Here is a 24,933-nt window from a genome sequence, read left to right on the forward strand (position 1 = left end):
TGAAGGATATAACAGCATAATTAGGCACTTTCTGGCAAGATTGAGAAGAAAGTCAAAGTGTTATACTAAGAGTCTTGAAATGCTGAAGTACTCTGTTCTTCTTTTGATGAAGTACAGAAATAAAGAGTTAGCTATGTTTAGTTAACAATGCCAAATGAGGTACTTGCAAGTAATCTTTAAGTTATATTAGACCCGAACTGACAACTATGTTCAACACATTGATCTTCGATGCAGATGGCGTCCTTGTGAACTCTATGCCATTTCATGCTGATGCATGGATACAGACCTTCTCTGAAGTTGGCATCGATGTGGTCAGGCAAGAGATCTATGATATTGAAGGTTCAAACTTCGTAGGAGTTATCAAGCTTATTTTTAAAAAGGCAGGAAGAGAAACAACTACTGAACTGATAGAAAAATTACGTATGAGAAAGCGTGAACTTTTCTTCCTATATGAAAAAGTAACTGCTTTCGAGGGCATGTATGATTTCCTAAAAGAAAAAAAGGACAAGTACAATTTGGCTGTTGTTTCAGGTTCAGACCGACCTATAATCGATAAAATGTTCAATAAGCTCTATCCTGACATATTCGACCTGCTTATCACAGGCGCTGACGTCACCCATGGAAAGCCTCACCCTGAACCTTATCTTAAGGCTGTGGAAAATTTTGGTGTAGAGAAAGAGAAATGTATTGTTATCGAGAATGCGCCACTGGGAGTAGAATCCGCAAAGAACGCAGGCCTTTATTGCGTTGCTGTATCAACCCACGTTGACCCGAAAAAACTTGAAAAGGCAGATAAGGTATTTAATGATCACAGCGAACTTCTGGAATTCCTAAGAGAATTGGATCTCAAAAAAGAATGAAAAGGTGGTGTGGATATCACACCAGCCTTATAGTTTCAAGGTTTGTAAGTGCCCGGGTCTCCAGACGATATTTTTTATGCAATGAACTTGCAAGATCGATGCATGAGCGTTCATCACCATGCTCAGTGAAAACACGTTCTGGTTGTGGTTTCATCTTCTTGAAGTATTCCATTAACTGTTTTCGATCAGAGTGACCGGAGAAACCATCAACTACCTCAACGCCCATATTCATCTTTACAACCTCAGTTCCGTTCTTGGATGAAACAGGGATCTCTTTCCAGCCTTTCTGGATACGTCTTCCAAGGGTACCATCTGCCTGATAACCGACAAAAACAAGCGTGTTGTTAGGGTCAGGTGCAAAGGCCTTGAAATACTCCATAACAGGTCCTGCGTTCATCATACCGGAGGTAGAGAGGATAACGCATGGATGCGGGTCTTCTATGATCTTCTTTCTAAGCTCGTTCGAATCTACCGGTTTAAAGCATTCTGCAAGGAACGGGTTCTGGCCTTTCTGGAATATGAGCTTCCTGAGGTTATTGTTCAAATATTCCGGATATGTCGCATGGATGGCTGTTGCTTCCCAGATCATACCATCGAGATATACAGGAACATCATCGATGATCCCTCTCCTGATAGCATCTTCAAGAACTATCATAACTTCTTGGCTTCTTCCCACAGCAAAGGCAGGGATCAGCACGATACCTTTGTTATCTAGGGTACTCTTTATGATCTGCTGAAGGTTCTTCTCGGCTTCTTTTAGTGATGGCTGTACTGCCGAGGAAGCACCGTATGTAGATTCAGTTATTACGGTCTCGACACGCGGGAACTTGTTCACGGCAGGATCGAAAAGCCTGGTAGGGCCATATTTGTAATCACCAGTGACAACTACGTTATGTAATCCGTCACCGATATGGAAATGTGATATTGCGGAACCGATAATGTGTCCTGCATTATGGAATGTCAGCTTGACATCAGGAGCAATGTCTGTAACTTCTTCAAAATCAAGTGCAATAGTATGTTTGAGTGCATCACGCACATTTGTGGATTCGTACGGAGGCTTCTTGCCCTCCTTTGCAGCAACATCGATGAAATCAAGCTGCAAAAGTGTCGTTATATCCCTTGTAGGGGATGTACAATAGATAGGACCTTCGTATCCGTATTTGTAAAGCAGCGGAACAAGTCCCTGATGGTCAAGGTGTGCATGTGTAATCACAACAGCATCTATCTGGTTAAGTGGCTGAACTTCCGGCAGATAGAGGTATGGTGTCATATTATCATCAGAACCGACGTTCACACCACAATCGATCATTATCTTGGATTCAGGTGTTGATAATAGGAAACAACTTCTACCAACCTCTTTACATCCGCCAAGAGAGGTCACCCTGACCCAGTGGTCCTTGGAAGTACATTCCCTGTGAATGTTACGGCCTACAGCCTTGAGTATTTCCTTCCTATCCTTATGATTGGTACGCATGAACTCTCTGATGTTCTTCACGGTCCTTGATTTGATTGGAGGTGTACGAACCACTTTAGGAGTCCAACCGATCTTTTTCGTGATCTCACGAAGGGTCTCACCGTGCTTACCTATTACCAAACCCGGTTTTTCCGCTTCGATAACAACTTCTCCCACATCAGGGTCAAAATGAAAATTAGATAGAACAGCATCCTTCGGAACGGTATCCTTTATCTTCCCAATAGCTTCTTCGGGAGATACCAATACTTTAGGATCCGGACGAACAACGATCCTTGTACGGAGGGTTTTCGCGAGAGTCCTTACGATCTGGCCATTGTCTGCAAAGTTCTTTGGATCCTCAGTATAAACAACGAGTTGCGGTCCTTCAAATTCAACACTGGTTATAGTTGTGTTGTCCGGGACCTTTTCTTCAATTTTCTTTTTCAGATCCGCTAATACGTCTTCTATTGCCATTAAACAGCCTTCCTATTTCAAAAAAGTTAAAAAAATATTATAGTATATTAAAAAAGTGTGTGAATTGGACCATAATCCGAAAGAGAATGGTCCTTTTAAAATCAGTTCAATAGTTCACGCTTTTTCATAACCTCTTCAGGGTCCAGTCTTTCATACTTGTCCTTTGTGATCACAACAACATCAATGTTTTCGCCTGATGCTGAATCTCTCTTCATAGCATTGTGAAGAGCACGGATAGCAAGATCAACACCTTCCACTACGGTCATATCCTCAGTGTAACGGTCTTCAAGAACACCGTAAGCCATCGGAGAACCGGAACCTGTTGAAACTGCCCTTGTCTCCTCGATATTGCCTCCGAGAGCATCGAGAGAATAGATAGCAGGACCGTTCTTATCAACGCCGCCAATAAGCAACTGGACCATAAGTGGATAATATCTCTGACCGCTAAGCATATTCGAAAGAAGGGTTGTAATGCCTTTGATAGTTACTGATTCCTGCCTGCGCATCTTAAAAAGCTTGGATTCCACACTTATAATACGTACAATCTGCTGAGCATCACCTACAGAACCCGCAGTTGTCATTCCAACCAGATCATCTATTTGATAGATCTTCTTTGCGGTCTTACTTGCAATAAAGTGACCCATGGTTGCCCTCTGTTCAGTAGCAAGAACTACACCATCAGTGCAGACTATACCTACAGTAGTTGTACCTTTTAAATGCTTATCATTATCCATTAATTATACCTCATAGCAAAAAACGAGAAAATCAATAGGTAAAAATGTGTTTTGCTTCCCGCAATACAAACCCTCTTTAGGTTTTTTATTATATAACTGTTTCCATCCATATACACAGTACTACATAAGATCAATAAGAACCAAGCTCATCAGCAAGACCCTGCACCCTTTGGATAGCTTCCTCACTCATACCCCTGTCACGCATTCGCTGAATTGATCTTTCAAGCGGAACACGCTCATCGCCCATTACAAGATTATCAGCATGGGCTACGATCTTTTCTTCGGTGCTTATTGGAAGATGATCGACTTCCGGAAGGCCCATGGCTTTTGCTTCCTCAGAAGTTATGCCTGCACCAATATGATTTCTTATGATATGGATTATACGCGGATCAAGACCAAGCCCTTCCCCAATTGAAGCACCTTCAATAGCATGTCTTATGTCATGTGTGCGTGACCTTCCGATATCATGCAGTAGAGCACCCACTTCAATAAGCTGGACATCGACATGATTCCCTTTTTTCTGAAAATCGCGTGCAATGTTTACAGCAGTTTCTGATACGACCTGACAGTGCCGAATGACGTTGTCAGCACAACCTTCATCTTTAAGCAGTTTCAGTGCATCAGAAGCTGATAGCATCTTTAGCTGCTCGCTTCAAGCGCATCGAGCCTATCACGCAGCTTTTTAACCGTGTCCGAATTATCTTCGAACATCATGTCCTCACCGCAAACCGGACACATGAACTCACACTTGCTGGCTTCTTTGAACTCGAACCTTACACAACCTTCCGGACAGGTGTAGAATACACTATCGACCTCAAAATTATATCTCATTTCAAGGTTCTTGGTAATCCTTTTCTTTTCCTTCGCCAGATGTGATTCAATATCACTAAGATCCAACTGCCAGAGGTAAGTAAGCCACCCACTGCTGGAATCCCTTTCCCTCCTGCAAACGGCAAGGTTGTTCTCGTTCATAATGAAAAGGGTCCTTCTGACGATATTGAGCATTACACCAGAGGCTTCAGCGATCTGTTCATCGGTGACCTCACCTTCCGGCATATTCTCTATCATCTCTATCCCCTCTTCACCTATCAATTGCATTAGATAGCCCCGGACGACTGGATCATTTGAATCTGTCACTAATATCACCTTGTAAATAAGATAGCATGAATAGATAAATATGTTAAGATTAGGTTTCTTAGGTATTTTGTTATTTATAGCTAATCCACGAAAACACAGATAAGTGTTTTTTTAGCCTATTTTCGTATTTTAATATTATCTGGCAGCTTCGTAACAGAATCCAACTTTATTTAATTTATAGTCTGATTATTTGCCATTAAAGCTTGATAGCATAAGCAGTTCACTTAAATATATCCTTTAAAATACTACGCATTTCGAGTGTCTTTCCCATGACATCTTCACGCGTACCACCACTGCAAAGAATAGAGGTCAGAGGATCATCAGGGAGGGCATCATACCCCGTAGTGGGAATATCAGCAATAGACATGTCCTTTATCTTTTCACATATTGGCTCATTGATGCTAACTGCGCGATCAGCATACATGACCGCCCTTATTGCATATTTTAGAATATCAGGCGTACCTGTGGGAAGGATGCCATCGAAGGACTTGACATGCATATCAAAAAGATTAATACCGGTCGCCATTTCCACAGAATCAAGACTTCCCTGGAACCTTGCATTCAGCTCTATCACGAACGGACCTTTATCCGTCAGCAAAAAATCTACCCCGTTCGACCCAACAAGTCCAAAGTTCTCTGCAAGCTTTTCCGAGATCTCATACATCTGACCGGTATAAGGTGTCCTGTAAGGTGTGATATTCCCGCAATATGAGAACGGCAGACTGGAAAGCCAGGGTACGCCTATGAGCTGCTCATTGGCTGCGAGAGGAACTGAGTTCGTCCCATTGGCAATAAGCGAAACACTTGCAGGAAATCCAGAAAGGAATTCCTGTACCATAATATCAGCAAGTTCTAATGTAGGATCCATAAGAGGTAATTCTTCAAGAGCTGTGTTCAATTCCGATTCGTTCTGAACTACCCTATTCAACCTTCCTCCACCTGCACATTTTGGCTTGACCATTAAAGGATATCCAATATCTTCCGCTTCATCGACAATACCGGAGACCGGATGCGGTATCCCCATAGACTCCATCTCTTTTGCAAAGGAAGATTTGTCAGATACCTGTTTCATAACAGCAGGAGCATTGTTCAATATCCTGCAGGAAAGACCGGAAAGGTCAAGTTCTTCAAAACCTGACCCCAGAACAATAGTATCAGGAAAGGCATCGAAACTATCGATAAGTTCGATAATGACCTTCCTATCGATATTTTTTATGTCGATACCCTCACATGTTAGAAGTGCTCTGGAATCGACTGTATTCTCCTGAAGGTCCTTATCACAGAATGCATCGATGGCATAGACATTATAACCTGCCTTGGATGCTGAACAAGCAATATTTCGGCTGCTATATCCGATAATAAGCACATTCTCCAGAAACGGACACCACCTTAGAGTTTATGTTCGCTATCCTCAGGCAATGCGAAAAGCCCTTGCTCAGTGCTTATTACAGGAATCTCACTGCCTGCGGAAGATGAAAAGAACATTGGTTTTTTCAATGTGACCGTAAGATATGTAGTTGGGTCAAGTACCATAATATCATCACCCTCCACAGCTACAAGGACCGCAGCCACCGCAGCTTTACGGTTAGCGATAAGTTTAGCCCCTTTCAGACCACTCGTTTCTATCAGGAATCGTGAACCTGTTGACAGATAAATACCTTTTGTATTCTTACCAGAGTTCTTGATCTCTATAACATCGCCCTTAAAGAGGATGATATCACCAGACATGAATTCCGGCAGCCTCATCGAATAGGTCATTCTGTATATGTCCTTCCCTTCCTTGTGACTATGCAGAGTAGCTGACTCTGTAAAACTGCCACCAAGTTCATTGGAGATGGCCTTGCATATATGCCGGCATGCGTTACAAGAACCAAGATAAAGATCAGCACCATCCTTTGAATCGCTACTATTGGTTATAAAAGCAAGTCTATCCCCCTTCTTCCATAACCTGTCCACCATATCTGCACAGATTATCTTGCAGGAATCGATCTCTTCTGCGGTTGGGAGTCTGTTGGTCGCCCTGATCTGTAAAATACCTTCAAAATAACCGCCTGCCATGCGACTACATCGGTCACATGCTCCACGTATCACACGCACTTCGGCCCTAAGGTCCTGATGGAGTGATTCACCTTCCACCATGGCATCGACCTCTACCCTCACCTTGTAAAAATGAGGGGTCATCTGGTGGGGGTTGACACATATCTCGACATCATCAGCTTCGTTGTGTATCAAAAGTGCATCTTCCACAGTCCTGATGACTATCTCATCCAGGTCACCCACATCCCTCCATTTGTTCCTGTCGAATCGTGCCCCACATTTGGCACAGGTATTTGCATGAAGAACAAGTGGAAGCTCAGCTAAAGTAAATGTTTTTAAAAAGCATTCCCTACAAGTGTTCTTGTAGAGTTTTTCCGTTTTCGCCCCACATTTTGGGCATAAGATCTGACTCATCAAAGGTCTGAATGGTCAGTAGTTGGATATTAGTCTTTTGTACACTAAGTGATTGCAGGTCGGGTACATTAACTTGAGATAATTACTCTAAAAAAAGAATTTGGATATTAAATATAACATCCACACTTACCTTTTGAATTTTGTTAATCCAGAGAACTTCTGCTTTAACTTCTGTGTGAACAATGGTCGCAAGTTCCAGAGAAGCTTCTTGTTCGCCTTGAAAAGTGCTGCTATGAAATCTATCAGGTCCATTTCCTTGAAATCGACGTCCTTTATAGACCCTGCAAGTGAATCAAGGTCTTCATCCGACAGACTGAAAAAAGTCTCCTTAACGATAAGATTATTGGCAATTTCATTACCGAACGAACCACGCCAGCGTCTCTCGTATTCCTGAAGCATCGTTTCAGACACATCGTTCTGAGCAATAGCCTCAGCTGCAACCTCACCGGCATACATCCCCGCATCCATTGCATTGCTAATGCCACCACCAGTGAAAGGATCAGATTGCCTTGCAGCATCCCCGACAAGCATCAGACCGCTGGCGATGGTCTTTTCGATGGGACCACTTGCAGGAACTGCACCTGCTACGTGCTCAATAATAGAACCGTTCGGATAGTTTGTCTCAACGAACTCGGTCAGGTATTCAATGGGTTTCTTCTTTCCGGAACGACTGCCAAGAATACCAATACCCACATTTGCCATGTTATTTCCTTTCGGGAACAGCCAGACATATCCACCAGGTGCCACTTTGTTGCCCATGTAAAAATAACAGGAACTTTGGTCAATATCAATTCCACTAACAAGGAACTGAGCACATGTTTCAATATGAGATGGTTTTAATGATGTGTCAATACCTGCCCATCTACCAACCTTGGATTCCACACCATCGGCACCAATGACAAGCTTAGAACGAATTGAATAGGTCTTGCCAAGATGCATCATCTCAACACCACAAACAGTTTCGCCCTCGATGATAAGACCGGTAACCCTTGCCTTTACCATGATATCCACACCTGATTCACCACTCAGTTCCACAAGAGTACGGTCAAATATCTTCCGGTCCAGGACATAACCAACCTCAGATCCAGCATCCTCCTCAGCCATTGTTAGGGTTGTACCGTTGGGTGAAATTATCTTGGCACTACTAACCTCACCACACAGCCACTTCTCATCCGGTTCAATGTGCTGTCTCAACCTTTTTTTACCAACACCTTCAGCACATCTTACAGGTTCCCCTATCTCCTGCCGTTTCTCGAGCATAAGGACAGAGAGTCCTTTTTTAGCAGCGGTCGTCGCTGCGATCGAACCTGCGGGGCCGGCACCTACAACTATTAGATCATATTGGTCTTTCATCATTCACCCTAAAAAGGTCAATTAATTGCATTCAAGCTTCGATAAGATAAGTCCTGTTCCTATATTCAAACCGAATAAAGCTCAAGCGGTGATTACAAACGGGTTATTTTATTTAAGAATATTGTAGTACAATGCTTGTAGAGGTACTGCTTTTTGACTTAGAAGTTTCGTTGTAAAATAGTCAATCTACAGGTACAAAATAGTTATGTTGTATATTATTTCTGAGATATTTGGATATACAAAACAAAAACATCTATTTAAAACATAATATTATTATATTAAAATGATAGTCAAAAATATCTATCTAAAACGCACACAATTTTTAAAAAAGCTATCAATCGATATTTTAGTTATTCGAATGTAACCCGAATGGCTAATCGATATTACACATTCGACATATTTATATAATATAAATTATTCTACTGATGTGGATATACAAGACATAAATATGTCTTAAAAATTCAATTGTAATTGTAAAAAGATAAAATAACAGTATTTGTTGTTTCATTCAATATTATAATTACATACATAATGCAATTCATTTTTGGAAAACTAAGTCATGAGTACGGATAAAAGAATTGAACGAATCAAATTTCCTGCTATCTGGATAGAATCTAAATCTCTAACCTTGAATATTAGATTTTGATATCTGCCACACTAAGAAAAACTCAGGAAATAAACGAGGAGTTGATTTTTTTTCGAAGTGCGAGGCAAGTTTACTTACATTATCTAAAGTGAAATTGAAGCAATTTGATGGAAATATTATAAAAATTGATGCACTGCCATTCGGTCAACTGTATTGATTGACAGAATGCGTTGCATGCTATCGGTGGTAGATATATGAAAAAATGCGGCATATTAGCTTTAAGCATACTTTTGTTGCTGGCAATTGCAATGCCAGTGGTATCGGCGGAAAATTATGATAACATGGAACTTGTTGCGAATACGACGAGTGATGAGAATGGGAATTTCAGTTTTAGTGATGTTGCCAATGGAAATTACCAACTGGCTTCAGTAATATATAGTACTGCAATGGGTGGTATGTGGTTAACCAATGTAAGTGATGTTACTGTCAATAACGGCACTCCTGTGAACATTACATTTGCAATGCGAAGTAATGCTAGCAATGATCACGATGCCATACTTTCATACCTTGATAGAACGACAGTTTCAGGTATGACACTAAGTAAAACTGGTTCCGCAAAAGTTGGTACAGATCTCGTATTAACTAACCAAAATGATGAATTTGTTGCCAATACAACCAGTAATGAAACCGGTTACTACCTTTTCGATAATGTTCCAAATGGGGATTATAGATTATCTGGTGTTATATATAGCACTGCAATGGGTGGTATGTGGTTAACCAATGTAAGTGATGTTACTGTCAATAACGGCACTCCTGTGAACATTACATTTGCAATGCGAAGTAATGCTAGCAATGATCACGATGCCATACTTTCACACCTTGATAGAACGACAGTTTCAGGTATGACACTAAGTAAAACTGGTTCTGCAAAAGTTGGTACAGATCTCGTATTAACTAACCAAAATGATGAATTTGTTGCCAATACAACCAGTAATGAAACCGGTTACTACCTTTTCGATGATGTTCCAAACGGGGATTATAGGTTATCAGGTGTTATATACAGCACTGCAATGGGTGGCATGTGGTTAACTAATGTCAGTGAGTTTTCTGTCGAAAGCGGCACTCCTGTGGACATTACGTTTGCAATGCGAAGTAATGAGAGCAATGATCATGATGCCATACTTTCATACCTTGATAGAACAACAGTTTCAGGTAGGACTATAAGCAAGACTGGCTCTCCAAAAGTTGGTACAGATCTTGTTCTGCTTAAAAATATTATAATGGATGAAGATGCAGAGCCAGAACAACCAGAAGAAACTCCAACTTTTACTACAAGTTACAAGTTATTTGGAAATGCAACCAGTAATGGAACCGGTTACTACCTATTCGATGACGTACCAAACGGGGACTACAGGTTATCAGGGGTCATATACAGCACTGCAATGGGTGGCATGTGGTTAACTAATGTTAGTGATTTTACTGTAGAAAACGGCACTGCTATGAACATTACGTTTGCAATGCGCAAGAATGAGAGCAATGATCACGATGCCATACTTTCATACCTTGATAGAACAACAGTTTCAGGGTTTACACTCAGTAAAACGGGTTCTGCAAAAGTTGGTTCAAATCTCATATTAACTGATCAATACGGTGAGCTCGTTGCCAATACAACCAGTAATGATACCGGATACTACCTTTTCGATGCCGTACCAAACGGGGATTACAGCTTATCGGGTGTTATATACAGCACTGCAATGGGTGGCATGTGGTTAACTAATGTTAGTGATTTTACTGTAGAAAACGGCACTGCTATGAACATTACGTTTGCAATGCGCAAGAATGAGAGTAATGATCACGAGGCAATACTTTCATACCTTGATAGAACAACAGTTTCAGGGTTTACACTCAGTAAAACGGGTTCTGCAAAAGTTGGTTCAAATCTCATATTAACTGATCAATACGGTGAGCTCGTTGCCAATACAACCAGTAATGATACCGGATACTACCTTTTCGCTGCCGTACCAAACGGGGATTACAGCTTATCGGGTGTTATATACAGCACTGCAATGGGTGGCATGTGGTTAACGAACGCTAGTGATTTCACTGTAGAAAACGGCACTGCTATGAACATTACGTTTGCAATGCGCAAGAATGAGAGCAATGACCACGAGGCAATACTTTCATACCTTGATAGAACAACAGTTTCAGGGTTTACACTCAGTAAAACGGGTTCTCCAAAAGTTGGTACAGATCTTGTTCTGCTTAAAAAGATATATGCTGAGTCAGGAGCTGCAGCAAATGGTCCTCACATCAATATTGCATTGATAACTGGTTATGAAAGCTATAAACAACAGTTCGATGGACTTGTAAGCAGGATTAATGAAAATTCGACTTACAACATTACTGTATCCTATTATCTACCTTCCACACTTACAGAAGACGTAGACCTCAGTGATACTGACATCATATATGTGAACATGTTCACGGATAGTGCATCTATGATCGAAGATGAGGTTAATGCTGCAATAGCAAATGGTACGGTAGTAATAGGATATAATACTCACCTGAACCAGAATATCCCATACATACCATCCGTCTTTTCCGACGAGGATGATCTGCGGGATTACCTCCAGGATTACTGGATATATGGTGCTATGGATACCTCAAACTTTGATAACATGATCTTCTTCCTTTCAAAGGAATATGGAGACAGGGATGATCTTGAGGTGAAAGGTCCAGAAGGTCTGGAAAAAGCCATTTATCATCCGGACATGACAGAATTGTCCCATTTCACATCCAGTGCCACAGAATATTTCGACTGGTATAGCAACAGGAGTGGCACCAATCATTCCTTTGATGAAAATGCACCAACTGTAGGTATACTGTTCTACAGTTCATACTACCCAGACGACCTGATGCCCTTCGATGAGCTCATAAGAAACTTCGAATCCAGAGGCATAAATGTAATTCCATGCTATGGTTCAAGAAGTAATTATGTAGACCCGTTCTTCAACCATACTCCTGAAACTAAAGTCGACCTGATACTTTCAAGCACTTATCGCAGTCAACCTTTCGACAAAGAAGATTTGGGTGTACCAGTGATGAACACCGTACTCAACGGTTACATGAACCTGGAGGAGTGGGAGGCTACAAATAACCCGCTGCCTAACACATATATGCTAAGGATGTACAGACCTGAGACATGGGGCTGGATCGATCCGATCATGATCGCATCAGAAGAAGTCGATTCCCAGGGTAATGATATATATGTCCCTGTTAATGATCAGGTGGACTGGCTTGTCGAGAGAGCTGAAGCACAGACAAACCTGTCTTCAAAGAACGAATCTGACAAGAAAGTAGTTATCCTGTACTATAACCATGGAGCAGGAAAAGACAACATCGGTGCTTCATACCTTGAAGTCGTCCCAAGTATCAACAATCTTCTGAAAGGAATGGCCGACTCAGGCTATGATGTCGAAAGTTCAAGCATTCCTAACGAAACAGAACTTGTAGATCTCTTTGTGAAGCAGGGTACAAATATCGGAACCTGGGCACCTGGGGAACTGGAAGACCTTGTCGAGACAGGCAAAGTGACATTGATCCCTGAAGAAATATATAATGGTTGGTTCGATGAGCTTCCTGAAGAAAGAAAGCAGGAAGTAGTTGAAATGTGGGGTGAAGCTCCTGGAGAGGTCATGGTATACGAAGATCGTTCTGGTAACAGTTTCGTCGTCATACCTAAAATAGAAATTAGTGACAACGTGATCCTTGCCCCGCAACCTACAAGAGGCTGGTTGCAGGACAATGATGCACTCTACCACTCCGGGGACCTGCCACCTCACCACCAGTACATCGCATTCTACCTCTGGTTGCAGAACGAATTTGATGCCGATGTGATGGTTAACATGGGTAGACATGGTACTGTCGAATGGTTGCCTGGAAAAGAATTCGGTCTGTTCAGGGACGAGTGGCCTGCCCTCATGGCCGCTGACATACCTGTAGTTTACCCATACGTAATGGATGGTATGGGCGAAGGTATGCAGGCAAAACGCAGAGGCAATGCGATCATAATCGATCACCTCATACCACCTGTGGTAATGTCCGGAAGTTATGGAAATTATACCAAATTGAACGACAAGATTACTCAGTACAATACTCTTTCCAGTGACCCGGATAATCAGGAAGCACGTTATAACGAAATAGTTAACCTGACACTTGAATTGCACCTTGACGAAAGGGTAAACATGAGCCTTTCAGAGGAAGAGTCGACGAGAGAAGAATTCCTGGATGAACTTGATGATGTCCTCAGGGAACTCAGGACCACATCTATGCCATATGGTTTACACATTCTGGGTACTTCCCCTCAGAATGAGCAGCTAAGTGAGATGGTTTGCTCCATGCTTGGAAATAATTTCAAGGAGGAAGTTGCACTGTATAATACATCCGAGACTGCGCCAGTGTTGCTTCTCGACTTTGTCCTGAATCAGGGATTCAATTCCACGTTTGCTCAGGAACAGGTTCTTGGTATTGGTAACAGTTCAGTTGCAATGGATGATTACCTGTCAACAGCAACTGAATATGCCAACAAACTTGGCCAGAGTGAGGATGAGATACAGCAGGTTCTCAAGGCCATGGATGGTAAATATGTGGAATCCAACCTTGGTGGAGATCCGATTCTTCGTCCGGATGCACTTCCATCAGGCAGGAATTTCTATGCTTTCGATGAACAGCACATCCCTACAGAACATGCATGGGAACTTGGAATGGATCTTGCTAATAAGACCATTGAGACGTACATGGCTGAAAATAACGAACGTCCACAGAAGGTCGCATTTATTCTCTGGGCAGGAGAGTCCACACGTCACGAAGGTGTAATGGAAGCAGAGATCCTGTACCTCCTTGGTGTCAGGCCTGTTTGGGATGAAAATGGGATAAAAGTTGTAGATGTAGAGCTGATCGATTCTTCCGAACTCAATCGCCCACGCATAGATGTTCTTGTGCAGATCTCAGGTCTTTACAGAGATACCTTCCCGCATAAAGTGGAATTGATCGACAAGGCAGTCTATCTCGCATACAATGCACCGGATAATGGATATACTAAAAAAGAAGAACGTCCAATACCTGAATATATCCCATACGATCCTGCAAATACGAACTATGTAAGGGAGAACACCAATAATATCTATGCAGGACTGAATGGTACATTGCAGAATGAAACTGCATCAATGACCATATCCCTGCTCAGGATATTCGGTCCGGAAGACGGTGCCTATGGAACAGGTATGGCCAATGCGATCTCTGCAAGTGATACCTGGGACAATAACACTGTTCTTGCTGACCTGTACATGGAAAGGATGAGCAATGCCTATGGCGAATATGTCTGGGGAGAAAGCATGGAAGACATCGTCAGCCAGTGGGATGTAGCGGATAGCTCCATAGATAATGAGGAAATCTTTGGTGACAACCTTCAAGATGTTGAAGCTATTCTGCACAGCCGCAGTTCGAATACCTATGGTGCCCTTGACACAGATGACTTCTTCCAGTACATGGGTGGATTGATGCTGGTTGTAGGAGAAGCTTCCGGTACAACTCCGGATACCTACATAATGAACCTCCAGAACCCGGATGCTGAAACCATAGAAACACTGAAAACATATCTCTCAAGGGAGATCGTTACAAGGTATCTCAACCCATCCTGGATCGAAGGTATGCAGCAGCATGGTTTTGAAGGTGCAGGTGCGATGGGTAACTTCATCGAAAATCTCTGGGGATGGGAAGCCGTATGTCCTGACCTGATAGATGATCATGTATGGGACAGTGTGTATGACACATACATGACCGGTGATAATGCGGATTGGATCAAAGAGAATAACCCGTATGCCTACCAGTCCATGAACGCAAGGATGATCGAGACTGCAAGAAAAGGTAACTGGGATGTATCTGATGAGGTACTAAAGACTCTAATAGAAGATTATGTCAAATCTGTAGTCGAGAACGATGTTACCTGTTGTCACCATACCTGTGGAAACCCTTCACTCGATCAGTTTATTTCCGGACAGATATCTCTTTTGGGAGTCGAGGTTGACCAGGATACCCTTGATGCGTACAACAAACTGATGCAGGACGCAACACATCGATATCCTGAAACGAGTTCCCACAAAAGCAGTTCCCACAAAAGCAGTTCGAACACACCTTCTGCAAGCATCGTCAATAGCACAAGCACAAGCAATGATGCAGAAGGCTACGGAACTACTACAGAACAGACATCTGCGGTGGATGACAATTATGTGGAAGGGTATGAGATGACAAAGGAAACGAACTCTGAAGAGGAGGCATCTTCAAGTGGGTTCTCAGGATCAGATATTCTGGCTACTGTCGTCGTCTTCCTTGCAGTGGGAACCATGGTATATGGATTCCGCAGGCAAAAGTTGTAAAAATAAGTGGCATCCAAATGGATGCCTGTTTCTTTTTTTATTGCTTAATTAATAACCAATTAAGCAAATATCTCTTCCAATCCGCTTTCCAGATATGGATACATTGCAGCAGTATAACCATGTGCCATGCCATCAACAGTTCCGAATGACTTAGGTCCTTCTGCCTTCTCGAATGTTCTCATGGCGGCATCATAAGGAATGATCGTGTCATTGAGGGAGTGTATCATTACAACTGGACGTGGTGATATCGTGCCAACATAGTTGTCAGGGTCAATAGATAAGTAAAGATCATAGGCTGCCCGGTCAATTACATCTTCCCTATCGATAGAATCAGAACCATATCCACTTGTGCTTATGACGATAACACCGGAGATCGAATCATCGATGGATGTTGCAATAATAGCGAATCTGCCACCGTTGCTCGAACCCAGCATTGCTATCTTCGAGCCATCTATTTCAGGCTGGTCACGTAGCACATCTGATGCTATCAATGCATCATAGACCATCAAGAATTCCACAGGCTCAGCACCGTTCCTGAAGAGCATTACATCCTTTTCTACATCCACTGCACCAAGATTTCGCTGGTCGATGACGATGGATGCATAACCCATATCAGCCAGAAGCACAGAAAGACCATGTTCGTTCTCTTTTGTGACACCAGCACCTGGTAATATGACCACAGCAGGAACTTCACTGGTGCTATTGTTAGTTATCCCGGGAATTGTCAAAAGGGAATTCACCTGTGTATCCCTGCTTTTGTAAGAGATGGCCTTTATAGTATAATTGGAGTTAGAGTTATCAGTATCCATAACAGAATACTCGATTTCTTCAAGTTCAGGATATGATAGCAAGCCGTCTTCTGTCATTACCCATTCATCGTCCTGGTTGTACATAATGCCGTAAAAACCTGCGAGCAATAGTAACAGGCCGATTAAAAGCACAATATTGTTGTGACGTTTCAGGAAAGGTTGCTTTGGTTTGATCTTAGCCATAGCTAAACAAATGGTAGCACAATAAAAAAAAGGTTTTCCGTGCCAGAGGTGACACGGATAGGATCAATTGATTTATTTCTTTGGTGGCCAGTTCTGTTCCATCCAGCCAGGAAGCCTGCCTGAGTCAGTCGGACCGATCATTACTGCTGCACCGAGCTCGTCTTCCACATCACCCTGAAGACGTGCTGCAAGTCCTGGAAGAACGATGACCTTGTGAGTAAGTTTACCCATGTCAAAGCCTGCATCATCAAGTCCTTTCTTTATCTTTGCGGCTGTAAGCTGTCCTCCTGCCACAGCAGCCTCTACACCGATACCATCAGTGTCGATAGCTGTGAGGTAACAGTCTACACCATTGGATGAAAGGTCACTCTCAACTGTGTAGTATGTCAGGGCGAAGTTGGCTGTGACAAGCAGTGGTGAATCTGCTGTTGGTGAACCTATCTCATAGACTGCAGGATCGACCGTAACAGGCTTCCTTGGGTCAGTGTACATAGTGTCACGTATATGCAACTGTGGCATCAGTGCGTATGGCTCGATGCTGTGCATTATCATGATGTCGCCATACTTGATAGTGAATATGGAAGCTACAACGGTTTCCCAGTATGATGCGCTTATCTCGTCATCGTGTGCCATCCACGCTGTGAATGGAACTGCCATGATCGGGAATGCGATATCACGGTCACCATTGATGCCTGCTCTTCTGATCTTCAGGAAATTGTTGAGGGTCGTCTTAAGACCTTTTCCTGTTGGGAATGTTCCCGGATCGAGTACAACATCTTCGATGCCGTTGTCTGCGAAGGTCTTTGCCATTGACTTTAGAAGATCAAGGTCGTTTGGTGCAAAGACAGTTACAGGGACATTGAACTCCTGTGCCAGAGCTGCGACTTCCTGCCAGTTATCCTTGTTCGCTGCATAAAGAAGCGGCCTCTTTTCAGCTGCGACCTCAAGGCCTGCCCTTAGGACAGCAGGTTCGAACGAGCAGAGGACCATTGGGAACTCAGTGGTCTCCATTACCTTCTTTACAGTCGTTGCGAACTTTTTAGGGTCATTTGATACACTGCGAACAGCGATCATGTCAAGGGTGAGGTAATCACCGACATAGAATTTCTTGAAATCCTGTATCTTGTTCACTCTTTCGACAAGGTCATTCTCTTCCATGGTATCCCATACATCATAAGCAAGAGCTGTCTTGTTGAAGAAAGTAAGCTTATGACGGTGCAATACATCGTCTCCACCGATACTGATAGCGTTATCTCCTACACCGATGACAACTTCCCTTATCTCAGGAGCAAGGAGAGTTACAAGTTCATCATATTTCTTCTTGTATTTTTTTTCCTCAATAAGAGGAGTACAATCGGTTGCCTGCAGTGACCTGTCGATAAGATGGGAAGCAAATGCCATACATGACGTTTCACCACACTGACCACAGTTCGTTCCTGGAAGGAACTTGTATGCTTCGAGGGGGCTGTTTATTTTCATTTATCACACCTCCGCTCCGATCCACTTAGTGATATCGATCTCATCAGCCTCAATTGAGCCGTAGAGTGTTTGTGTTATTTCCTTGAGCACCTGAACTGATGTCGGGTGCATCATCATGAACATATCGTTGCCTGCAAGTGAGAGGGTCAGACCTGTGACTATCTCCCAGATAGGACCTCTGTACTCACGTGGACCCCAATCGGAATCCTGTTTGAGTGGAGATTCCTTCATCCATGACTCTCGGGCACCCCATGCATTGGTTGTACCGGAGGACATTGGGAATGTAAGTTCTTCATCACCCATGAGGCCTGCAAGTCGAATACGTTCCATGTTTGTGTATGCATAGTCAAGACCATAACCAAGCGCTGCAGTAGTTGGATCCATGACAATGCTGTCCCTTGGGACATTACACTGTTTCATGAGCTTTCTGTTAAGTTCCTTCTGCGCATTTATCTCAAGCTGTGTCCATGAGAGTACTGCATGACCGTGGTCAGTAGCAGCTTTTGCAACCCTCTCATAATCGAGATTAAGACTTGCGGATGCAAGGAGAACACGCTCGCCTTCTGCAGCCTCTGCTGCCTTTTCAAGAACCTCAGGGTCCTTCTTTGGATTACCTGAACCACCTATAACAATAGGTACATCAACTGCCTGAAGAACATCTTCTACGACCTTTGCAGCTTCCCTTGCAGGAGTATCGTTAATGAGAGGATCGGTAGAGATAAGGTGAATTGTCACCATATCTGCATTGAAATCACGTACGACCTTCTTTGCCCATTCGGCAGGATCGTTGATAACATCCCCATAGTTATCTTTGACAGACTTTGCCATACCGATTGGCATGTCGAAGACATCCATTGTAACATAATTGCGGTGTGGCATTTCCGCATCGAAGTAATAAGGAAGTGCATTTTCCCCACCAAGAGTGACGGTGCTCTTACGGGAACCACCATCTGCTGATGTTGCACCGAGGGTAACTTCCTGGATAGGTGTTGCCCATTCGCTCATCTTTGAAACATCGAGCTTTGCAGGAAGGAGTTCTGGTATCCTTGACGTACCTGCAACAGGTGCCTGCGGAAGTCCGCCCATTGCTGATGCGAAAAGCTGGTCAACAGGGTATCCCAACATTCTTGCAATATTGGCAACATGCAATGATATTTGAGCAGCTTCGTGCCCCATTGCATAGGCCATTGCGGGATTAAGTCCGCCGCCTCCGGAAATATCGAGCTCGATGTCACCTTCGATAGTCACTCCTTCGAGTGATTCGACATCGAGGTCTTTAAGGAGATCAGTAAGACCTGATAATTTCATCTTGTTTGACATATGAATTCACCATTTTACTTATGTGAAATAATGACAGTAATTACAGACCGAGTTTCTTTGCTATTTTATCAACTTCCTGAACAGCAATGGAATCATCAGGAAGATCGAAAAGGGGAAGCCCTTTAAGATCCCTTTCCGCAATAACGCAGTCAACAGGAACTGTTCCTATCAGTTCAAGGTTCAGTCCATCTGCTGTTCTCTCGATCTCAGCCCGATTTGCATCTGTAACTTTGTTCGCAACAACAACTATGTTCCTGACATTGGTATCGAGTTCTTCAGTAAGATCCCTTATGCGTTCTGCTGTACGCAATCCGCGTCTTGAACCATCTGTAACGACAATAAGATCATCTACATCACGGATCATTTTACGACTAAAATGCTCAAGTCCGGCTTCGGTGTCAATGATAACGACATCGTAATTCTTTACGAGCCTATCCATGATCCCACGAAGCAGATTGTTCACATAGCAGTAGCAACCGGACCCTTCCGGTCGACCCATTACAATAAGATCGTACTTTGGCATCTCCTCCAGAACTTCATAGAGCTTGGATTCAAAAATGGATTCCTTGTTGATATCAGGAGGAAGATTATCCCTCTCATCCTGCATGAACTGTTTCATGTCACCGACAGTCTTCACTACCTCGCATCCAAGCGTCTCCGGCAGATTTGTATCCGGGTCTGCGTCAATAGCAAGGACAACCTTGTTAGTTTTTGTAAGATGGCGGATGAGAAGACTGGTCATAGCAGTCTTCCCGGTTCCACCCTTACCTGTTATTGCGATAACTTTTGTCACAGAAAACCTCGTTCACTCCTTTTTCTGGATAATCACTTTCTCAATGCTTACCTTTGCATTCTTAAGAATGATCTTAACACCGCCGGTACCGGAGGAAGATGGCATCATCATTGGCATACCCTGCATAGGCATTGCGTTCTGCATCATTGGAGGTGCCGCAAATGTTGCTGTCTCCTGAGCTTCCTCAGCCTCAGGCTCTTCCTCAACTTCCTCTACCCATCTCTGAACGATAGGATGGTCCTTTGTTGTCAGGAAGTTCTTGAGAGAATCAAGGTCTGCAGCATCTTCTTCGGTTGCAACCTTTTCTGCGATATCTGCTGGAATATCAGCCAATACCCGGTCTTTCAGATGCTTTGGCATCCATACGACACGGTCCCAGCCACCATCGGACTGGATGAACTTTGGAGATCTGAAATAGTTGATACCAATACCGAGGAAACCAACTACTTGCTTTCCACCACCGGTCTGACCTGCCATTGTAGAGAATGGAAGACCGTTCGGTGCAACGCCTGCGAAATCCCTGTCGACCCAACCAATACCATCAACTTCTGGTATGTAGAAACCTACTACCTCGAAACAGCCACATGATGTGTGTGGGTAATCAAAGAACGAGTGAAGATTGATACGATCATATTCACCGCTTGAAAGTGATTTTGCAAGATCGTTAACACCGGAATACTCACCAGCTTCTGCATCGATCACATCGCCTTTAGGAATAGCGAACTGTGGACCTTCAGGATCCACCTTTGCAGCTGCACGACCATCGAACCAGTTGATAGCACCACAGAGTGATATCCTGTCTGGTGTTATTACACAAACGTTAGAAGGTGCAAATGACTGACAGAGAGTACATCCATAGAAGGTATCAACATCCTCATCGTGCAGGTCACGTGTTCTGTCATCCCTTGACTTGTAGATGGCCTTTACATTGTCCATCTCTTTCTCGATCTCAGCGAGATCTGTTACATAGACAGCTTCGACCTTCTCAATGAATGGAAGCTCGTTCTTGAACAACATCATAACAGCTTGGGCGATAGGCTCAAAGGAAGTAAGACCTTTTGCCACAGCATCCTTGCTGACACGAATCCATACATCATATCTCTGGTTCAAATGCATTAAACCCTGAATGTAGTTCTGGAAATCGTGGTTCCTACGTTCTACAATTGACTCAAGGTCTTCTTCCACAAGTTCTCCTGCGATCTTGTAGATCATTGCGAACGGATGTCTTGATCCTTCCTCCATTTCAGAAAGATCGGGACCGATAAGTGTGAACTTACCGTCCTCGATCTCGTCCATTGGAGTAGCCCTTACAAGCTCATAACCTTTCGATTTCGGTCCTGAGAGTTCGACATGCATGCCGTCTTTCCTAATCCTCTCCCCTTCGAACATCGGTGAGATCTCAAAAGGGTATTCGTCTGCCATATTTTGTCCTCCGTAATTGCATTTAATATTTGTAAATATGATTTATGATTTGTCGGGTCTTAGAGATTCTCTATCAATTCATCCAGTGCTTCAAGGAGTACCTCAGGAGTGATGTTCCCAAAGGACATGGTAGCGTTCTGGAGGTAATACTTGTCGATAGATATGGTCTTAAGGTTCGTAAAATTCTTCAAACCTGAATATACCTGATTGATATAGTACTTGTAATGTCCCAGCGTGATAATTGTATCATACTGTCCTTTCCCGTCAAGGCCGGTCCAGTCTGGATCACATAGATATGTTGCAAGGGCGTGGATGTTAATGTATTTAGCATCCACGTCGGCATCGACAAAACCCTTCATAGAATGACCGGTAGCAGCTACCGGTATATCTGCCTTCTTTGCGATCTCAATAGTACGTTTCAACAGCTCTTCATCTTTAAGGATCTGGGACCCTACAACGAACAGAGGCCGCTTTGCCTTCGATATCATTTTCCCGGCAACATTTGGCTGAATCGCTTTTGAGGTCTTACAGCCATATGTGCAGTGCATCTGAGTATTTTTAATAACGTCGACCATGATTTAAGCCTCCTTGCAAAGTCTCTTAAGGTTGGTCGGCTGTGCTGAAACATCTGATTTCATCACTGGTCCTGAAAGGATCTTCTTCCTCTTCCAGTCGATCTCCCAACCATGCTCTTCTTCCAGTATCTTCAGCAGCTCTTGACGTTTTGCAAGCGGAAGATCTGTTTCCATCCTCACATAATTCTGCCAGTCATCTGGCATGACACCAAGATACTTCTGGCTAAGCTCGATATAATGCGTCAGCTTGATCATCCTTCCCATGTTGTTGTCACTTGGGCGGATACAGCTCTTTGCAAGCATAGGCATCATTTCCTCGATAGTTTCACAGGTTGTGAGCAGGAACTCCGGGGCAGCCGGGATCTTCATCTCACTGCCATCCCTTGCATCGTACACATTCCACTTATCTTCCTTATAGGGTTTTGCAATCAGTGCCCTGCGGTACTTTGAACCATGAGGTCCAAGAATGACAGGGATACCGAGCCTTGTGCAACCTGTACCTATGGATGCAGCTTTCTGGGAATATGCTCCCCATGCAACACCAACAGCACCGACACGGTTGAGTGAGTAATCAGCAAGCTCTTCGTAGTTGCCTGAAACCTGTTTCTGTGCAAAGATCGCTGCGACCTTGATGACAGCTGCAGTTATATGTCCGTTGGATACACAGGAACCTACGTTGATAAGTCCACCACTCTTGAATTTTGCAGGATACTTTTCATAAAGTGTCAGACCATCCTCGTCCTTGTACATTCCAAGGTCCATTGCGGAACATCCTGAAACAACAACAATATAGTTCCTCTGAAGCATCTCCTTTGCAATGTCGAAAAGGTCCTTCGTACCATCAGGGTAGTTGGAACATCCAACCATTGCAACAATTCCCGGTGTTGTACCAAGGACAAGATTAACACCCTCTTCCCTGATCTCAGGATCACTGATAGGTCCTCTACCAGCACGTACCTTTCCAATCTCGCTGCGGATCAGTTTCTGAGAGGATTTCTCGATGACGTTAACGATATCAATATCTTTTGGGCAGGCAAATTCACATCTGCCACATCCGATACACTTGTCATGGATCCACTCGAACTTTGTGAAGTCACCCTCCTTTCCGAGTTTCATTGCTTCACTTATTGGCAGGTTGTCAGGACATGCTATTTCACAGGCAAGACAGTGGACACATTTGTCGACCTGGTCTTTTAGCTCTTCCTCCGTAGGAAGTGCCTTAATACCTTTCTGCTTCCTGATCTCAGACATCATCATTGCAAGTCTTGGAGCGATCTCTCCGACCTTCTCGAAGTCGAGCAGCAATGCTCCTGGTTCCTTTCCACTTGTAAGGTCAGCAAGGATATCTTCGACATCATCATTGGAACGATCTTTCAGACCGTACATGACCTTGTCATTGGTAGTGATCACAGGTATCATGAGCTTCTGTGCTTCCGGAAGAACATCTGCACGGATGCACTGCTCATCAACAACGATAACATCAGGAGCACCTGATCTGATCATCTTAAGCTCTTTTGCAAGGGACCCTATGATCTTGGCCTTAGGAACCTGATCCTCTGCTGAACCGTCCATCTTGTAACGGGTCATGTCAAGTGCAGTACAGCACAGACCACCAAGCTCGATCTTATCGGTAAGATCGTTGTCTTCCATGTAATCAATAATATCAGTGACAGCTGCTACATTGTGACCGATAACAATGAGATTTGGCTTGGATGGGTCTATGCAACCCATCCCTATGTCTGCAAGTGGTGGGTTTGCATCGGATTTAGGGAAACCGAGACACGAGATCTGGATAATGTCGGAAACTTCCATACCTACATGGTCGATCATACCACCGTGCATTGCCTTTGACTCAAAGTCAATAGCTGCCCCTTCCTGACCCGCGTGAACTGCTGCAAGCAATTGCGTGAGCTGTTCTTCCACATAGTTCAGTACAATATTAAGATCACCAAGTGTTTCTGGTTTGAGACCTGTAACAGCCTGAACGTTCGGAGCTATAATATTAGTAGGTCCGACATCCAGGGGATAATCTTTTCCGTACAGGTCGATCATATGGTGAAGAAGGTGTCTTCCGTGTCCGGCATGTGCAGCTGCACCTGTCATGACACGAAGCATGAACTCACGTGCATTGTGGGCTTCAAGATTGATACCACAGGCACCTTCTTTATTTCCACTCAAGTCACATGGACCGAAGGTACAATAACAGCACTGGTCACACATTGGTGTATAGATCGGTTCGTATCTTTCAAAGATAGTATGATCCCAATCTCTTAATGAAGATACACCGGGCTTAGGTGTAGGCCCCATCTCCTCATCGCTTTTATCGGTCTGTTTTTCAATAGCACCTACAATATTATTGATAGTAATCTGAACATTTTCAAGGTCGCCGATAGAAAAACTACCTGTAGTTAGCTCACTCATCTGTTTTCTCTCCTCCTGGATTGAAACTCTCATAGTTAGACTGATATATTAGACTATTTTCCGAGAGTGTTACGAATTGAATAAAACGTAATAACTTGCTTACAGTCTTTGGACTGTTGGATGTAATAGGTAAATCCAATATATAAATATTTTGCTAATTTGTCATGATTATACCAGACAAATTGTTTGGTTTGTTTACACCGTTAAACAAATAGAATGACCAAATCATTGCATGTTGACCATAAATGCATGAGGGTGATCTAAATTATAGACATATTGGAATGTAAAAGTGTAGTATTATAGAAGTAGAGAATTTCAAATTAGAAAGTTAACTTAAAAACCTATTCCATTTTTCATTAACTCCACTACTTTTTCTGCAACAAATAGCCATCATTAGCTTATTAGAACTTATCCAGTCTTCATGGCTAAAACAACAACAATATATCGTG

At 43.2% G+C, this 24,933-nt stretch carries 16 protein-coding genes and 1 pseudogene; 3 read left to right on the forward strand and 14 right to left on the reverse strand.

The window, feature by feature from the left end:
• A pseudogene (locus tag KDK67_RS09990) lies at positions 1–145 on the forward strand (IS1 family transposase); the annotation flags it as partial.
• A 61-nt stretch (positions 146–206) separates the two neighbouring features.
• Positions 207–860 (forward strand): HAD family hydrolase, encoded by a 654-nt coding sequence (locus KDK67_RS09995; protein WP_250868642.1) that lies wholly within the window; start codon positions 207–209, stop codon positions 858–860.
• 16 nt (positions 861–876) lie between these two features.
• On the opposite strand, the gene KDK67_RS10000 is transcribed toward KDK67_RS09995, so the two are convergent.
• The 7 genes from KDK67_RS10000 to KDK67_RS10030 form a co-directional block, all read right to left on the reverse strand.
• Positions 877–2,787: a beta-CASP ribonuclease aCPSF1 gene (locus KDK67_RS10000; RefSeq protein ID WP_250868643.1), complete on the reverse strand. Its 1,911-nt coding sequence runs from the start codon at positions 2,785–2,787 to the stop codon at positions 877–879.
• Positions 2,788–2,888: 101 nt separating this feature from the next.
• The gene (gene psmB / locus KDK67_RS10005; protein ID WP_250868644.1) at positions 2,889–3,521 is read right to left on the reverse strand and encodes an archaeal proteasome endopeptidase complex subunit beta; all 633 of its coding nucleotides are present in this window, start codon (positions 3,519–3,521) and stop codon (positions 2,889–2,891) included.
• A 130-nt stretch (positions 3,522–3,651) separates the two neighbouring features.
• A complete protein-coding gene (locus tag KDK67_RS10010; RefSeq protein ID WP_250868645.1) occupies positions 3,652–4,158 on the reverse strand; it encodes a TIGR00295 family protein in 507 nt (168 codons plus the stop codon).
• A 2-nt stretch (positions 4,159–4,160) separates the two neighbouring features.
• Positions 4,161–4,658, reverse strand: a complete 498-nt coding sequence (locus tag KDK67_RS10015) for a transcription factor (RefSeq protein ID WP_250868646.1) — start codon at positions 4,656–4,658, stop codon at positions 4,161–4,163.
• A gap of 220 nt (positions 4,659–4,878) precedes the next feature.
• The gene (locus KDK67_RS10020) at positions 4,879–6,024 is read right to left on the reverse strand and encodes an ATP-grasp domain-containing protein (protein ID WP_250868647.1); all 1,146 of its coding nucleotides are present in this window, start codon (positions 6,022–6,024) and stop codon (positions 4,879–4,881) included.
• A 23-nt stretch (positions 6,025–6,047) separates the two neighbouring features.
• The gene (locus KDK67_RS10025; protein ID WP_250868648.1) at positions 6,048–7,109 is read right to left on the reverse strand and encodes a 60S ribosomal export protein NMD3; all 1,062 of its coding nucleotides are present in this window, start codon (positions 7,107–7,109) and stop codon (positions 6,048–6,050) included.
• 126 nt (positions 7,110–7,235) lie between these two features.
• The gene (locus tag KDK67_RS10030; RefSeq protein WP_250868657.1) at positions 7,236–8,462 is read right to left on the reverse strand and encodes an NAD(P)/FAD-dependent oxidoreductase; all 1,227 of its coding nucleotides are present in this window, start codon (positions 8,460–8,462) and stop codon (positions 7,236–7,238) included.
• An 840-nt stretch (positions 8,463–9,302) separates the two neighbouring features.
• Here KDK67_RS10030 and cobN point away from each other — a divergent pair.
• Positions 9,303–15,482, forward strand: a complete 6,180-nt coding sequence (cobN, locus tag KDK67_RS10035) for a cobaltochelatase subunit CobN (protein ID WP_250868649.1) — start codon at positions 9,303–9,305, stop codon at positions 15,480–15,482.
• A 59-nt stretch (positions 15,483–15,541) separates the two neighbouring features.
• Here cobN and KDK67_RS10040 read toward each other — a convergent pair whose 3' ends face one another.
• From KDK67_RS10040 to cdhA, 7 genes are all read right to left on the reverse strand, one after another.
• The gene (locus tag KDK67_RS10040; protein WP_250868650.1) at positions 15,542–16,474 is read right to left on the reverse strand and encodes an alpha/beta hydrolase; all 933 of its coding nucleotides are present in this window, start codon (positions 16,472–16,474) and stop codon (positions 15,542–15,544) included.
• Positions 16,475–16,546: 72 nt separating this feature from the next.
• Positions 16,547–17,953, reverse strand: a complete 1,407-nt coding sequence (gene acsC, locus KDK67_RS10045; RefSeq protein WP_250868651.1) for an acetyl-CoA decarbonylase/synthase complex subunit gamma — start codon at positions 17,951–17,953, stop codon at positions 16,547–16,549.
• A gap of 3 nt (positions 17,954–17,956) precedes the next feature.
• The gene (gene cdhD, locus KDK67_RS10050) at positions 17,957–19,273 is read right to left on the reverse strand and encodes a CO dehydrogenase/acetyl-CoA synthase subunit delta (RefSeq protein WP_250868652.1); all 1,317 of its coding nucleotides are present in this window, start codon (positions 19,271–19,273) and stop codon (positions 17,957–17,959) included.
• A gap of 40 nt (positions 19,274–19,313) precedes the next feature.
• A complete protein-coding gene (locus KDK67_RS10055) occupies positions 19,314–20,066 on the reverse strand; it encodes an ATP-binding protein (protein WP_250868653.1) in 753 nt (250 codons plus the stop codon).
• Positions 20,067–20,078: 12 nt separating this feature from the next.
• Positions 20,079–21,488, reverse strand: a complete 1,410-nt coding sequence (gene cdhC, locus KDK67_RS10060; protein WP_250868654.1) for a CO dehydrogenase/CO-methylating acetyl-CoA synthase complex subunit beta — start codon at positions 21,486–21,488, stop codon at positions 20,079–20,081.
• 59 nt (positions 21,489–21,547) lie between these two features.
• On the reverse strand, positions 21,548–22,063 hold the full coding sequence (gene cdhB / locus KDK67_RS10065) for a CO dehydrogenase/acetyl-CoA synthase complex subunit epsilon (RefSeq protein WP_250868655.1): 516 nt from the start codon (positions 22,061–22,063) through the stop codon (positions 21,548–21,550).
• Positions 22,064–22,066: 3 nt separating this feature from the next.
• Complete coding sequence (gene cdhA / locus KDK67_RS10070) at positions 22,067–24,484, reverse strand: CO dehydrogenase/acetyl-CoA synthase complex subunit alpha (protein WP_250868656.1); 2,418 nt, start codon at positions 24,482–24,484, stop codon at positions 22,067–22,069.
• Between the last annotated feature and the right edge of the window lie 449 nt (positions 24,485–24,933).

Origin of the sequence: Methanococcoides seepicolus (assembly GCF_023684405.1) — an archaeon.
Taxonomy (GTDB): domain Archaea; phylum Halobacteriota; class Methanosarcinia; order Methanosarcinales; family Methanosarcinaceae; genus Methanococcoides; species Methanococcoides seepicolus.